This window comes from Bacillus stercoris, from assembly GCF_029772985.1.
Classification (GTDB): domain Bacteria; phylum Bacillota; class Bacilli; order Bacillales; family Bacillaceae; genus Bacillus; species Bacillus stercoris.
Genome location: NZ_CP121861.1, coordinates 1,688,131 through 1,702,543 on the forward strand (window position 1 = coordinate 1,688,131; position 14,413 = coordinate 1,702,543).

At 38.9% G+C, this 14,413-nt stretch carries 16 protein-coding genes and 2 pseudogenes; 12 read left to right on the forward strand and 6 right to left on the reverse strand.

Annotation, left to right across the window (positions count from 1 at the left end; genetic code table 11):
- Positions 1-178 precede the first annotated feature (178 nt).
- Together phrE and rapE are read right to left on the reverse strand one after the other, a co-directional pair.
- Positions 179-313, reverse strand: coding sequence for a phosphatase RapE inhibitor PhrE (gene phrE, locus QA442_RS08780; protein ID WP_014114495.1), 135 nt, complete (start codon positions 311-313; stop codon positions 179-181).
- On the reverse strand, positions 303-1,430 hold the full coding sequence (gene rapE / locus QA442_RS08785; RefSeq protein ID WP_069839531.1) for a response regulator aspartate phosphatase RapE: 1,128 nt from the start codon (positions 1,428-1,430) through the stop codon (positions 303-305). The genes phrE and rapE overlap by 11 nt, the downstream gene beginning before the upstream one ends.
- Before the next feature lie 397 nt (positions 1,431-1,827).
- On the opposite strand from rapE, the gene QA442_RS08790 reads away from it, so the two are divergent.
- The 3 genes and pseudogenes from QA442_RS08790 to QA442_RS22220 all read left to right on the forward strand — a co-directional run.
- On the forward strand, positions 1,828-3,381 hold the full coding sequence (locus QA442_RS08790; RefSeq protein WP_103750527.1) for an RNA-dependent RNA polymerase family protein: 1,554 nt from the start codon (positions 1,828-1,830) through the stop codon (positions 3,379-3,381).
- A gap of 488 nt (positions 3,382-3,869) precedes the next feature.
- A complete protein-coding gene (locus tag QA442_RS08795; RefSeq protein WP_095432930.1) occupies positions 3,870-4,490 on the forward strand; it encodes an amidohydrolase family protein in 621 nt (206 codons plus the stop codon).
- A 352-nt stretch (positions 4,491-4,842) separates the two neighbouring features.
- Positions 4,843-4,980 (forward strand): annotated as a pseudogene (locus tag QA442_RS22220) (recombinase family protein); the annotation flags it as partial.
- A gap of 102 nt (positions 4,981-5,082) precedes the next feature.
- On the opposite strand, the gene sigK reads toward QA442_RS22220, so the two are convergent.
- Positions 5,083-5,811, reverse strand: a complete 729-nt coding sequence (gene sigK, locus QA442_RS08805) for an RNA polymerase sporulation sigma factor SigK (RefSeq protein ID WP_013308023.1) — start codon at positions 5,809-5,811, stop codon at positions 5,083-5,085.
- 196 nt (positions 5,812-6,007) lie between these two features.
- Between sigK and nucB the strand changes: the two genes are divergently transcribed.
- Entirely contained in the window at positions 6,008-6,418 is a 411-nt protein-coding gene (nucB, locus tag QA442_RS08810) for a sporulation-specific Dnase NucB (RefSeq protein WP_279474033.1), read from the forward strand.
- Positions 6,419-6,450: 32 nt separating this feature from the next.
- Here the strand turns inward: nucB and QA442_RS08815 are convergent, their stop codons facing one another.
- Entirely contained in the window at positions 6,451-7,173 is a 723-nt protein-coding gene (locus QA442_RS08815; protein WP_095431742.1) for a YqeB family protein, read from the reverse strand.
- Positions 7,174-7,407: 234 nt separating this feature from the next.
- Here QA442_RS08815 and QA442_RS08820 point away from each other — a divergent pair.
- Positions 7,408-7,892, forward strand: a pseudogene (locus tag QA442_RS08820) (NAD(P)-binding domain-containing protein).
- An 18-nt stretch (positions 7,893-7,910) separates the two neighbouring features.
- Here QA442_RS08820 and QA442_RS08825 read toward each other — a convergent pair.
- Positions 7,911-8,537, reverse strand: a complete 627-nt coding sequence (locus QA442_RS08825; protein WP_095431729.1) for a TVP38/TMEM64 family protein — start codon at positions 8,535-8,537, stop codon at positions 7,911-7,913.
- A gap of 432 nt (positions 8,538-8,969) precedes the next feature.
- On the opposite strand from QA442_RS08825, the gene QA442_RS08830 reads away from it, so the two are divergent.
- A complete protein-coding gene (locus QA442_RS08830; protein ID WP_095431728.1) occupies positions 8,970-9,701 on the forward strand; it encodes an SGNH/GDSL hydrolase family protein in 732 nt (243 codons plus the stop codon).
- A 305-nt stretch (positions 9,702-10,006) separates the two neighbouring features.
- Here QA442_RS08830 and sda read toward each other — a convergent pair whose 3' ends face one another.
- Entirely contained in the window at positions 10,007-10,147 is a 141-nt protein-coding gene (sda, locus tag QA442_RS08835; RefSeq protein WP_003226124.1) for a sporulation histidine kinase inhibitor Sda, read from the reverse strand.
- Positions 10,148-10,508: 361 nt separating this feature from the next.
- Here sda and QA442_RS08840 point away from each other — a divergent pair, with 361 nt between their 5' ends.
- Genes QA442_RS08840 through yqeK form a run of 6 tightly spaced genes read left to right on the forward strand, consistent with a single transcriptional unit; the run spans position 10,509 to position 14,406 of the window.
- Positions 10,509-11,027, forward strand: coding sequence for a YqeG family HAD IIIA-type phosphatase (locus QA442_RS08840; protein ID WP_003226126.1), 519 nt, complete (start codon positions 10,509-10,511; stop codon positions 11,025-11,027).
- Positions 11,028-11,030: 3 nt separating this feature from the next.
- Positions 11,031-12,131 carry a ribosome biogenesis GTPase YqeH gene (yqeH, locus tag QA442_RS08845; protein WP_095431727.1) on the forward strand — a complete coding sequence of 367 codons (1,101 nt, stop codon included), beginning with the start codon at positions 11,031-11,033 and terminating at the stop codon, positions 12,129-12,131.
- A gap of 17 nt (positions 12,132-12,148) precedes the next feature.
- Positions 12,149-12,991, forward strand: a complete 843-nt coding sequence (gene aroE / locus QA442_RS08850) for a shikimate dehydrogenase (RefSeq protein WP_095431726.1) — start codon at positions 12,149-12,151, stop codon at positions 12,989-12,991.
- Complete coding sequence (yhbY, locus tag QA442_RS08855) at positions 12,985-13,275, forward strand: ribosome assembly RNA-binding protein YhbY (protein ID WP_095431725.1); 291 nt, start codon at positions 12,985-12,987, stop codon at positions 13,273-13,275. The genes aroE and yhbY overlap by 7 nt, the downstream gene beginning before the upstream one ends.
- An 11-nt stretch (positions 13,276-13,286) precedes the next feature.
- Entirely contained in the window at positions 13,287-13,856 is a 570-nt protein-coding gene (locus tag QA442_RS08860; RefSeq protein WP_014664673.1) for a nicotinate-nucleotide adenylyltransferase, read from the forward strand.
- Positions 13,846-14,406, forward strand: coding sequence for a bis(5'-nucleosyl)-tetraphosphatase (symmetrical) YqeK (gene yqeK, locus QA442_RS08865; RefSeq protein ID WP_069149899.1), 561 nt, complete (start codon positions 13,846-13,848; stop codon positions 14,404-14,406). Before QA442_RS08860 ends, yqeK begins: the two co-directional genes overlap by 11 nt.
- Positions 14,407-14,413: the final 7 nt, after the last annotated feature.

Genomic DNA, 14,413 nt, shown 5'->3' on the forward strand with positions numbered 1-14,413 from the left:
AGAATGATGAAACTAAGTGTTGTGTGGATCAAAGGGGGGGAATGAATCATTCGATCTGTGTCTTTTGATCTAGTTTTTGGGGTTTGACCAGCTTTTGTGAAATGCTTTTCATGGCTAAAATAAGAAAAAGCCGTTATGAAACGGCTAAAGGGAATCAGAACTAATGTTGTTTATCGAATCAAACAAGGAATTCATGAGTAGGTGCTAGAGTTACATTCCGGGATGCTTCCTTCATTTCGCCATTAGACATAGATCCGAAAAAGGCAAGTCCAATTAAAACGGCGGATAAACTGATAAACAATTTAGATTTCATACATGCATTCCCCTTTCGATATTTGCTTTTGAGCATATACCATCTTCTTGAAACAGATGATACTATCCTCTATTTTTCCATTATAATCGAAAAGGTTGCCTCCTAACAATGCCAGATCTTCCAGATAAGGGTATCCTTTGCCGTTCTCTAAACGAGAGAAAATGTTGAGGAGTTTAGGTGTATCGCCATTTCTTATATAAAGAACGTCTAATGCTTCAAATAAGTTCATAAAAAGTTCGTCTTTAAAATCTACAGCACTTCTGATTCCTTTGCGGAAGCAATCCATTGCTTGTTCTTTTTTGCCTTGTTTAAAATAAATCAACGCTAGGTCATGATAAGCTTGCGGAAGTACGTCAGAGTTTATTTTTCTGTATTGAACCAAAGCTTGTTCGATGTAACGTGCAGCCTTATTTAAGTTGTCCATTTTGTGATAGCAGTTGCCGAGATTGAAAAATGCAGTGGCATAGATGTGAGTATTTTTACTTTTAAGCAGCTCGGCACCTTTTAAAGCTTCTTGAAGGTGGGGGAGAGCTTTTTCATGATTTTCAAGGTCATCATAGTTACCGGCAATGACAAAATGGCACTGTATACGCCGAACAGAATAAAGCTCGTGTTTCTTATAGATGTTGTATGAAAGCTCAGCGTAATGCATCGAAATGTGTGTCATTTTCATATGATAATAGACTTCAGACAGTTTAAAATAAAACTCCGCTTTTTCAATCTTATCTGAGATCGTTGGAATTTTGCGTTCAGCTTTTTTGTAATATGTAATGGCCTTTGTGTATTCACCGTTTCTAAACTCATACATTCCGCGGAAGAAGTTATAATAATACGCCCGCATATTGTCTAGCTTCTTCTTATGCCCTTCGATTTTCTTTAAATATTCTGAAAGTTCCATTCGGTTTTCATCAGATGGCAGCGTGTATTCCAACATAATTTTATGGCGAAAGGCCATTAGTTGATAATAAATAAGCAAGTCTTGATCTTCTTCCATAACCTCTATATCACGTTCTATTTCAGCCTTTAACATTTCAGCATCCGTAACGTTAAATTTTTGAATATGCCTATGCCATTCATTAATCTTCATTCCCACTTCAGCTGATGTGATTGATATCAAGATATTCACCCTTCCCTTAACTCTACTAGTAATGTAAATATTAACAAGTTTTCTTTCGCAGAAAAAGGCAATAGGGCACCGCAATTTAAATTTTCGGTGAGACCGCAATAACTTTTTGGTTCTCCTGGAAAAACTCTCAATGGGGAATTAAGTGGTTTTGGGGATTAGTCATTAAAAAACTCACTTCGTAGATGAAGACAGTGCTTCAAATCGAGTTGGTGCATAAAGAGGAAGGGTATTACACCTTTCTCTTTTTATTTGAATGGAATGCTGAAAATATGCCCTTTTGTATTGAAAATTAATGTAAAATGGTATAAATGGTTGTGGTAATGACGATACCAAAAGAGTAATGAAAATACTGGCTTATCATGAAAATATGATGGGAGAATAAGATGAAATGAAGCTAAATAATCTATATAATTTTAAAAATGCAGTAAAGCATTTTCTTGATGTTGATAATCTTAAAATGCCACAAGAAATATCATCATTAGATATAAATAATTTAAGTTGGTCTGAACCCTTCAAATTTAGAGTGAAAAAACAAGAGGATAAGTATCGTACTTTAAAAATACCAAATATCCTGAATTTTGTAGCTGCATATGAACATTTTAAGGATTTACCAAGTTTTGAAAATGTGCAAAATTTAGATCGTTTACATAAACGCTTATCGACAAACATTGATACTGGAGATTTTGTTTCTGGAGAATACGATAGACAGTTGGAGGAAGATTTTAATAGATTATGTATTTATGATCATCTGATTAAAATTGATATCAAGGAATACTATGGAAGGATATATACCCATTTGATTGACTTTCAAGGACATAATGAACGTTTTTTAACAAGTATGAATAATGGAAAAACAAATGGTTTAATTATGGGTAATTACTTATCTTTATATTTTGCAGAAACTAACTTGAAAAGTATCAGTCTTGATATTGAAAAAGAAATTGAAAACTTAGAGATTGACTGTGAGTTCTCTTATTTCTCTGATGATTTTTACTTTTTCTGTAATAAAGGTGATGCTCAAAAAGTAATAAAAATCTTTGATGAAATTTTGGAAAAATACGATCTGGAAAGAAATGAAAATAAAAGAGAAGTATGGACATATGAATCTTTCAACAATTACAATTTAGTAGCAAGGTATTGGAAAAAATTAATTGCCAAATGCAATGTAAGGTTTAATAGGGAAATAGATAATAACAAGCTATTTTTCATTAATCAACTTGTTTTTAGACTTTCGAAATTGAAGGATGATAAACTGAAAAAAGTTTTTATAAATAATTTTTTTAAAACGAAATATTTTAGAGATTTAGACCTTGAGAAATATCAAGTTAAGGATTATGACTATCATCAATTATGTTTCATTCTTGGTCTATCTCCTGAGACTCTATTATATACAGTTGATAAATTCAATGTTATGAGCAATTTTGAAAAGGAAAGGTTATATAAATTCTTCCAAGTCAGATATAGAGAAGCACTAAAAAAACAATTTAATGAAGAACAACTATATTTTTATTATGCGATAAAAACCTTTGAATTTACAGAAATATTGGAAGAGAATAAAAGCAGTGTCATCAAGTCAAATAATCAAATATTAATTTCATATTACTTAAAAGATGGGCAGTTTGGAAAAGAGTATATTGAAAAATTAAAAGAAATGGTCGATGAACAATACTGGTTTCAAAATTATCATTTAATATTGTATACTGATGATTTACAAAGTGATTTAGATAAAAGTATTAGGCAATATTTAATTCCTAAATACGCAAAAAAAGAAAAACAAAGGGACTCTTATATGGAATTTTATAGACAAAATATATTAGCTGGACTATCTATTGTTAGGGACATTCCTGAGGTCCTTGAAGAAATTAAAGATTATTTAGTATTGCGAATAGAAGAAATGGAGGAAGAATTTGAAGATCAAGAAGAATTTGAAGTTGAACTTTAATTAGATGATTTTAAATATTTATTGCACTTTGGAAAATGACAGAGGGGACTTGCGTATAAGCAATAAAAGTTTATTTATGCCCATTTTGTGTCCAAAATAAATGTAAAGCGGTCTAAATGGATGTAATGAATGACTTCAAATGCTTGAATTACAGGCTTTTGTACTGAATATGTACTCCCACTTATTGAGGGGCTAGTGGGCGTGGTATGCGTCAGAGAAGAAACCGATGATCCAAACCATCGGTTTTTTTATTTGTTTTCATACTCATCAAAGATTTCCTCGTAAGGCAAAAAGCAAATGAATAGCATTTACAGGTCCGTTATAAAAAGAACTGAATCTGTGGCTTTGGCTTTATCGAGATTTTAGGGGAAGTTGCTTGTGATATATGGTTAAATTAACCATATATTTAAATTTATTACATCGGATAGGCACCCCTCTTGAGAAAAATCTGTATAATGTCAAAGATTAATTCAAGGATGGTGTTAGTAATGAATAATAAAACAACAGGTTATCAACAAAATGAGGGGTTATGTCGTTTATGTGTTTATAAGAATCTAGTTACACAAAACTATGATTATAGAATAATTTCAGCAAAAAGTAAATGTCCTAATATATTTGAACACGAGTTAGTATTTGCCTCTCCATTTGTTTTTCCATGTATTCATTCTACTTCAGTACCTAACTATAGTGGGACGAATCAAACTAATCAACATGTACAATTAGATGTTCTAGGAAACAACATACAACAAATTATAGAACTTCATACAAAATTACAGCCAGTCGAGGAAATACAAAATGAAATATGTAGAAAAATCGAAGATCTTATTAGAGGTTTAGGACTTCCAAAAGGGAATAGGGGATCGATTGGGTGTTCTGCAGAGCTTTCTGATGATCTGCGTTATGTAAAATTATATGTAAAAGTTGTTAATGCTCATAAACCTTGTGGACGATGTCCATATCTTTATTCTTTAACAAGTGAATTAATTGCAAATATTGATCTATTGAATCCAAATCCAGATGACGTGAAGTTTTGTATACGGACCCCATTTGGAGGAAGAATTTGTATTGATGGATCTGATATATTAGAAATTATTATTGGCAGTTTGTAAATACAGGACTTAGAAGATTTTAAATAGATACTTCAGCTGAAATTCTCTACGGTTAAGGTTGAATTATATATGATATTAGAAAAATAAACTATAACATTAATAGCTTAAGATTGCCCCCTTTTTATTAAATATTAAGGTGTGAAAGGGGGTTATTTAATAAAATTAATAAATTGGTAGAACTTCTGAACTTACTAAAAAGCTTCGTATTTGGACAAACAGCTCCTACATAGCATTACCAAAGGGGTGATGCATTTAATGAAGGTAATAATCATCGAGGGACCGCAAGCTGACAAATGCATTAACGATTGCAATCATTATTTAATAAAACTTTATAGTAAGGAGATCCAGGGAGATAGCAATATATGTAAGGGTATCGACCGAGGAACAAGCGATCAAGGGATTCAGCATGACAGCCAGATCGAGGCCTGTAAAAGAAAGCAGGGACTATGTGCTGAAGTATGCCGATGAAGGATTTTCTGGAGAGCTTATCAGTGATAACAAAAATGATGTTCATAACTCTTTTTCTATTTCTTTTAATAGAAACTTTAGTAAAATAGAGAAAGCCGGAATATGAGATCCGGCCTCTTCTGCATTATTTCCCTTTCGCCTTCTTCCGCTTTTCCTTCTCTGCCCGATAAAACTCATGAAACATCTTCATCAGCGCCCGCTTTTCAATCCGCGATACATAGCTGCGCGAGATCCCGAGTTCTTTGGCAATCTCACGCTGCGTTTTTTCCTTCTTCAAATCAAGTCCAAATCGCCCGACAATCACTTCCTTTTCACGGTCATCTAAAATGTCAATGTATTGTTTCACTTTTTCAAGCTCCATATTGAGCTGGATCGTGTCTATCACATCTTCGTTTTCTGATTTCAAAACATCAATCAGGCTTATTTCATTTCCTTCCTTATCCTGCCCGATCGGATCGTGAAGGGAGACGTCTTTTTTTGTTTTTTTCAATGCGCGCAAATGCATGAGGATTTCATTTTCAATACACCTCGCAGCATACGTCGCCAGCTTTGTCCCTTTACCAGCGGAATAGCTTTCAATTCCTTTTATCAGCCCGATCGTTCCGATGGAGATTAAGTCCTCTGCATCCTCTCCTGTATTTTCAAATTTTTTCACAATATGGGCGACCAAGCGAAGATTATGCTCAATCAGCATGTTTCTGGCATGTTCATCCCCTTTAGCCATGAGCTCTAAGTATTTTTTTTCCTCGCTGCTTGAGAGCGGTTGTGGAAAGGCATTGTTTTTCACGTAAGATACTAAAAAGACAAGCTCTTTAACAACAAAGCCGAGCGCTGCGAAAACACCTGTCACCATCGTCACCTCCACAAAAGTATGTAGGCAAAAGCCTATATGTAAATGTATGTGGGCGGGAGGCTGTCTGTGTCTGTACCGGGAAATTTCTCGCAGGGGAGCCTGGGCTTTTGTAAACAGCATATTAACTTCAAATGTTAACAATAATTTTTATCATGCACCAATACATTGAAATGAACAAATGTATGGGGGGATGGGAATGAAAAAATGGATGGCAGGCTTGTTTCTTGCTGCAGCAGTTCTTCTTTGTGTAATGGTTCCGCAGCAGATCCAAGGCGCTTCTTTGTATGACAAAGTGTTATATTTTCCGCTGTCTCGTTATACGGAAACAGGCGATCATATTAGAGATGCGATTGCAGAGGGACATTCTGAGATTTGCACCATAGATAGAGATGGAGCAGACAAAAGGCGGGAGGAATCATTAAAGGGTATTCCGACGAAGCCGGGCTATGATCGGGATGAGTGGCCGATGGCAGTCTGCGAGGAAGGCGGCGCAGGAGCTGATGTCCGATATGTGACGCCTTCTGATAATCGCGGGGCCGGCTCATGGGTAGGGAATCAAATGAGCAGCTATCCTGACGGCACCAGAGTGCTGTTTATTGTGCAGTAGTAAAGAAGAGGCTCTTTCTTGAGCCTCTGTTGTTACAACCCTTCGCCGTGCTGAATGTTCAGGGGAGAGGTTTCTGCTTTTCGCCAATATTGGCGTGTGCCTTCGTCCCGTACAACAATGCCCAGCTGTGCCAGTTCGAGACGGAATTCTTCAATATCGTCTTTTTGTTCGTCCTCCAGCGCTTTGTGACGAGCTTTTAATAAGGCATGGGCGCTTTGCGATAGGTCAGGTGCATCAGGAATCCATCGGCGAAATTGATCTGTAAACGGATCACCATCTGCTGCCCATTCGTAATGATGCTGTCTAAAGGCCTTCTCAACGTTTACTGGTTTTTCATCAATTTCTTCCCGTACCAATTCATATCCGGCTGTTCCTAGGAGGACAAGCCGTTTGTGATCCATAAACACGAGAGCGATGTCACCGGAATGAATTGTTTGCACTTTTTTTCCTTTCATGAATTCCACTGTGTGATCTGTAATCTTGACAGACAGCAGCATTGCAATAACAGAATGAGCGAACCAAATCCCTGCAGTCATACCGAGAAGAGCAGTGATAAATGCAGCTGTTGATCCCTGAAAAGAGGTGATGAGCCGAAGCGGTCCTTCAAAAGGAATCCACGGAAGGGATAATGCCCATTTCGCAATCTGCGGGATAAAATAACCGATTGCAAAACCGATGATTGCAAGTGCAGCGTATAAAAAGAATACAGCGGTTTTCGTAACCCCAATAAGAGTATGAGATTGATTCTGCAACATGACACCTTCTTTTACTGAAAATTCTCTTCCCATATTTTAACTCAACGAGATGGTAAATCAAGGATAAAGTGAAAATTATGGATTTAAGAGGGTTCCGAAATGGAACTGGCAGGTACAGCCGGTCATGAAAAACATATTAAAATGGGCAGAAGATGTAGTTTCATTTGTTTTCTGCGTGTCAACTACAAAGGGAACATAAAAAGTAAAGGCTTTTGACAATCAGAAGGAACAGGCATGAAAATCGGATTAATCGGCTTAGGGAAAATGGGCATAAACATAGGAAAGCAATTCATAGCCCGCAATCGTCAAGCGGTTGGATATGATATAAATCAAGGTTGGTGGGGCAGTTTTGCGTGATGTATGACCTTTATTAAGAAAAGGCGATATGATTATCATTAAAAAGAATCGATCTACCGCTACAATTAAATGAAAGAAGCGGTATCCATTATCTCGATGCCGGTACGGCGGGCGGAATGAAGGCGCATGGCATGGAGCCTGTTTTATGGTGGGGGGTGATCATAAAGCATGGGAGCTTGTAGAACTGCTTTTTCAGGACACCGCCGTCGGAAGCGGGAAGCGGACATTTTTGAAAAATGATCCATAGGTGAAGGGAAACGGACGGCGGAAACCACGCTTGATCTGCAGAGCGCAACTCCTGTGGTCGCCATGTCGCTGCCCTTCGAAATGAATTTGGAGGCCATGCGACGGAAAAAAAGTAAGGGGGCGAACAAGCCTCCTTATTTTTTTTGCACCTTCAGAAGATGAGGAAACTTTTTATATATGACCAGCATGATGATCAGAATATACGCACCGTAAATGCTGATAGACAATAATTTATTGCTGGTGAAGTTGGCACCTGCAATGGTGACAACAACAATATTGGGGATTTTCCCTATGAAAGATGCAAAGAAAAAAACATGCCAGCGAACCTGACTCAGTCCGCAGATCACGTTCATTATAAGGGAAGGTATGACCGGTATCAGCCTTCCTAATAAAACAGCGGTAAAAGCATTTTTGTTGAAGGAAGCCTCGTAGCTTTGTATGGCAGGATATGCCTGAACTTTTCTTCTGGCCCAATCTCTAAAACTGTACCTGGCGAGAAAAAACAGCAATATTGTACCAAGCATTGAGCCGGTCAGTGTAATCCAAATTCCATTTGCCGTCCCGAATACAGCGCCATTTAAAGCAGCAACTAAAGCAAACGGCACTATTGGGAAAAAAACATCGACAGCAATCAGCAGCATACTAAATAAAACGGAAAATATCCCCCCTGCTTTGATTGCATCAAGCCAAGCTTCTTTTTGAAAAAAACCGACTGCAATGATAGCGATAATCACAAGTATACCTATTCCCTTTTTTAACATAGTCTATGTCACTCCCAACTTAGATGATGTCAGGAGCCAAAATCTCCGTCATCTAAATTAGTATAACTGGTGTCATTTCAGCCGTTCAACTGAAAACCAGGTTAAGAACACAATTCTTTTTAGTTCATAAAAAAGGCTGTCCGTCTATCTCTCTGTTTTCTTAACATAGGGGAGATAGAAAGGGTAACCATAACCTTAAGGGATAAGCTGTATCTTAGCGTATTTATTTCCTTTGGTTTGTGTGTTTTTCAGATTAGAGAGAAGGGAATTTAAAAATAAAAAGTCATCTGCTGCGCCGCAATGAAAGCAGAATGATATTCACTAAGGGGGACACGTTAACTATAGGAAAAAACAGTGTTAGCAAAAAAACTCTTCGTTGAACGAAGGGAAACAGAGGTATAACATTAAGGTGAGGCTTTTGGGGGTGTAAAGATGAAACATTTTATCATCCTTTTCCTTCTGTTGTTCGTTACAGCAGGGTGCGAGGGAATGGGATACGAAGACGTTGTAGCATTTGGTGACAGCAATACGCGTGGCTCTAATTGGGATTATCGCGATTATCCCAAAGCACAGCAGTGGGTCAATATATTAAAAACAGCTGAGCGCGGTAACCTTGATATACTCAATGCGGGAATCGGCGGACAGACGACAGAGGATGCCCGTCTCCGATTTCAGACAGATGTGCTGGATCAAAAACCGAAGTATTTGTTTATTATGTTCGGCACCAATGACGCTGCCATACTGACTGAAGGGAAACCGAGAGTGTCGAAGCAGCGTTTTAGAGAAAATCTGGTTTATTTTATTGAAGAAAGCAGAAAACACGGAATCAAGCCTATCTTAATGACGTGTATCCCAATTATAGAAGGTAATGGGAAGCATCATCTGTTTTACTATTCCAGATATCAAGCAGCTGCTTTTGAACCAAAAGGCGGAGCAAGGAAATGGCACGACTCATACAACGATATTACAAGAGATGTGTCGAAGCGCCTAAATGTCCCTCTTGTAGATAACTGGAAGCATTTTATAGAAGCAGACGGCGGAAAAGCAACTGATGAAGCGCTTATCCAATCCGGTCTTATAGATCCTTCAGGCAATCATATGACACCTAAAGGGGCAAGGATCGTATATGAAGGAATACAAGATGGGCAGATTCTGCAGCGTTGAGCCGGACAACCGCCTAGTCCGATTTATTTCTCCTACATAGGCTGTTATAAAACCTTATTAAGGAGGCGCTTCACATGTATGGCGCAGGCAGAGCATATGGATACGCTTTTATTGTTGTTTTAGTTGTTGTTCTCCTGGTTGTGGGCGGCATATACTGGTTAGCATAATAACCGGTCCTTTAAAACACCTCTTTTTAGGGGTGTTTTTTGCTGAAAATAGTAGTAAAGCGCGCAGCCGAAGTGATATAATATCAGTCATCTGAGTAAAAAAAGGAAATACGCCCGGAAAAAATAGACAAATTCCTATTAAGAAGATACGGAAATAATATGTCCGAGCGATCTTCTTTTTATTTCGTTTTCAATTAACTCGATAAAGTCACGGTTTAAATTCATCTCGGTGGCTTTGAAATAAGATTCTATTAGTAATTCATCAGACAGTTTTCTCATGCTAGGAACCCAATTAATGGGAGAGGCACCTCCTTAAAAGTTGGAATCATTCATGATCTTAACGCATACAATGATAAGTTGCGTTTATCTGAGGTTGAAGTTATCTTTAATCTACCATGAAATGAATATAAGAACAATCGTTCTGTTATCCACACCAAAAAGTGGATAACTTGTGAGTATCGTGTTTATAATTTGTCTAAAGAGTGATGTAATAAGAGTGGATAGTGTGTGTAAATTTATCCACACCTGGTGAAGAAACCCAATTTTTGTCGAAATTTTTTTGCTCAGTTTTTCTTTAGGCGCAAGTTCGATTTTTTTCGACAATCATATTAAGGAGAAAGAAAAGGGAAGGGTGCGGGTTTTGTTAAAAAAGTTTTTTTTACCTGACGAGTTTGTAAAAAATATTTTTCATATTACACCTGAAAAATTAAAGGAACGAAATGTAAAAGGGATTATTACTGATCTGGATAATACGCTTGTTGAATGGGACAGGCCGAACGCGACGCCGCGGTTGATCGAGTGGTTTGAAGAAATGAAGGAACACGGCATTAAAGTGACAATCGTCTCTAATAATAATGAAAGAAGAGTGAAACTTTTCTCTGAACCGCTTGGAATCCCATTCATTTATAAAGCAAGAAAACCGATGGGTAAAGCCTTTAATAGAGCGGTGCGCAATATGGAGCTGAAAAAAGAGGACTGCGTGGTCATCGGAGACCAGCTGCTGACCGATGTACTCGGGGGAAACCGAAACGGCTACCATACGATTTTGGTCGTGCCTGTCGCTTCCTCTGACGGATTCATTACGCGCTTTAATCGCCAGGTTGAACGCAGAATACTGAGTGCTCTCAAACGAAAAGGGCACATTCAGTGGGAGGAGTAAGAAATGGAAAAGGTTGTTTGTATCGGATGCGGAGTTGCAATCCAAACCGAGGACAAAACAGGTCTGGGGTACGCGCCGCCTGCATCGCTTACGAAAGAAAATGTGATTTGCCAGCGTTGCTTCAGACTGAAAAACTACAATGAAATACAAGACGTTTCCTTAACGGATGATGATTTTTTGAACATCCTTCACGGTATTGGGGAAACGGACTCTCTTGTCGTAAAAATAGTTGATATTTTTGATTTTAACGGCAGCTGGATTAATGGGCTGCAGCGCTTGGTGGGGGGGAACCCTATCTTATTAGTTGGCAATAAAGCGGATATTTTGCCTAAGTCACTGAAAAGAGAGCGTCTGATCCAATGGATGAAACGTGAAGCGAAAGAGCTTGGCTTAAAACCTGTTGACGTATTTTTGGTCAGTGCGGGACGCGGCCAGGGAATCAAAGAAGTCATTGATGCGATTGAGCATTACCGCAACGGCAAAGATGTCTATGTTGTCGGATGTACAAATGTAGGGAAGTCCACCTTTATTAACCGGATTATTAAAGAAGTGTCAGGTGAAGAAGATATTATTACAACATCCCAATTTCCTGGCACAACCCTTGATGCGATTGAAATTCCGCTGGATGACGGCTCAGCGCTTTATGATACTCCGGGAATTATCAACAACCATCAAATGGCGCATTTTGTCAATAAGAAGGATCTGAAAATACTATCCCCTAAAAAAGAGCTGAAGCCTCGCACTTTCCAGCTTAATGATCAGCAAACACTGTATTTTGGCGGACTTGCAAGGTTCGATTATGTGTCTGGGGAAAGATCTCCTTTTATTTGCTATATGCCAAATGAGCTGATGATTCATAGAACAAAACTTGAAAATGCAGATGCGCTTTATGAAAAGCATGCAGGGGAATTGCTCACGCCTCCGGGTAAAGATGAAATGGATGAGTTTCCGGAATTGGTCGCCCATACGTTTACGATAAAAGACAAAAAGACAGATATCGTTTTCTCTGGGTTAGGCTGGGTTACTGTCCATGACGCCGATAAAAAGGTAACTGCATACGCTCCAAAAGGCGTTCATGTATTTGTTCGGCGCTCATTAATTTAAGAAAAGGGGAGAGGAGTATGAAAAAGCTGTACGGGGTTATCGGAAATCCGATTGGCCATTCCATGTCACCTGATATTCATAACGCATCATTGAAAGATCTTGGGCTTGACGGGCATTATCATGCCTTCAAGGTGGAAGAGAATGATCTGGAGGATGCGGTAAAGGGAATAAAAGCTCTAGGCGTACAAGGAATCAATGTGACTGTCCCGCACAAGGTTTCTATTATGGATTATTTGGATCATATTGATGAGAGTGCAAAAGTGCTTGGTGCCGTAAACACGGTCAGAAGAGAGGGAGACAAGCTTGTCGGATACAATACCGACGGGGAAGGCTTTGTGAAGTCATTAATGAAGGTATTAGACAAGCCCATCTCTGAACTGTCATTTTTAATGATCGGCGCGGGCGGAGCGGCGAGAGCCATCTTTACAACAATTGTCCGTAATAGTCCGAAAAAATTTGCCATTTGCAACCGGACGCTGGAAAAAGCAAAGCGGCTTACAGAATCCACTCCCTCGTTTCACAATAAAGAAGTGTTAAGCTTAAAAGAAGCAGAAGAACGTCTTGAGCAGTATGATGTGATTATCCATACAACGTCAGTGGGCATGTATCCGAATGTGGACGAAGTGCCGCTTTCATTACAGCGTGCCGCAAGCAGTGCTGTCGTATGTGATATCGTGTATAATCCAATTCAGACGGCCCTTTTAAAAGAAGCAAGCCAGAAAGGCTTAAAAACACTCGATGGTGTGGGCATGTTTGTTGAACAGGCGGCATTATCCTTTCAATTATGGACTGGACAAGAGCCTGATATTGAAAAAATGAGATCAATTGTAATAGGAAAATTAGGAGGAACAGAATGTTAACAGGTAAACAAAAACGTTTTTTGCGTTCAAAAGCGCATCATTTAACGCCGATTTTTCAAGTAGGTAAAGGCGGAGTAAACGACAACATGATTAAACAAATTGCTGAGGCACTTGAAGCGAGAGAGCTGATTAAAGTCAGTGTTCTCCAGAATTGCGAAGAGGATAAAAATGATGTGGCGGACGTTCTTGTAAAAGGAAGCCGCTCTCAATTGGTGCAGACAATCGGCAATACAATTGTGTTATATAAGGAATCAAAGGAAAATAAACAAATCGAGCTTCCTTAAAGGTGGTTGAAATGAAGAAAATCGGAATTTTCGGAGGCACGTTTGATCCTCCGCATAATGGTCACCTCTTAATGGCGAATGAGGTGCTGTACCAGGCGGGGCTTGATGAAATTTGGTTTATGCCCAATCAAATTCCGCCGCATAAACAGGACGAAGACTATACCGACAGCTTGCATCGCGTGGAAATGCTGAAGCTTGCGATTCAATCCAATCCGTCCTTTAAGCTGGAGCTTGTTGAAATGGAAAGAGAAGGGCCATCATATACCTTTGATACCGTTTCTTTATTGAAGCAGCGTTATCCAAATGATCAGCTGTTCTTTATAATCGGTGCTGATATGATTGAATATTTGCCGAAATGGTATAAGCTGGACGAGCTGCTGAACCTCATTCAATTTATTGGAGTAAAGCGCCCCGGTTTTCATGTTGAAACCCCTTATCCGCTTCTCTTTGCAGACGTTCCGGAATTTGAGGTATCATCAACTATGATAAGGGAACGGTTTAAAAGCAAGAAGCCCACTGACTACTTAATCCCTGATAAAGTGAAGAAGTATGTAGAGGAGAATGGTTTATATGAATCGTGAGGAGGCACTTGCATGCGTGAAGCAGCAATTGACCGAACATCGATATATCCACACGATTGGCGTGATGAACACGGCGATCGAACTTGCGGAGCGTTTTGGAGCCGATTCTAAAAAAGCGGAAACAGCGGCGATCTTTCATGATTATGCCAAATTCCGCCCAAAAGAAGAAATGAAACAAATTATTGGGCGAGAAAAAATGCCTGCGCATTTATTGGATCATAATCCGGAGCTCTGGCACGCTCCGGTCGGCGCGTATTTGGTCCAAAGAGAAGCGGGTGTCCAAGATGAAGACATTCTTGACGCCATCAGGTATCATACCTCAGGGCGCCCTGGCATGACACTTTTAGAAAAAGTCATTTACGTTGCCGATTACATTGAGCCTAATCGGGCATTTCCCGGTGTCGATGAGGTGCGTAAGCTTGCTGAGACTGATTTGAATCAAGCGCTGATTCAGTCCATTAAAAATACAATGGTTTTTCTTATGAAAAAAAATCAACCGGTTTTTCCAGACACATTTTTAACATATAACTGGCTTGTGTCTGGCAACTGAACAGGAG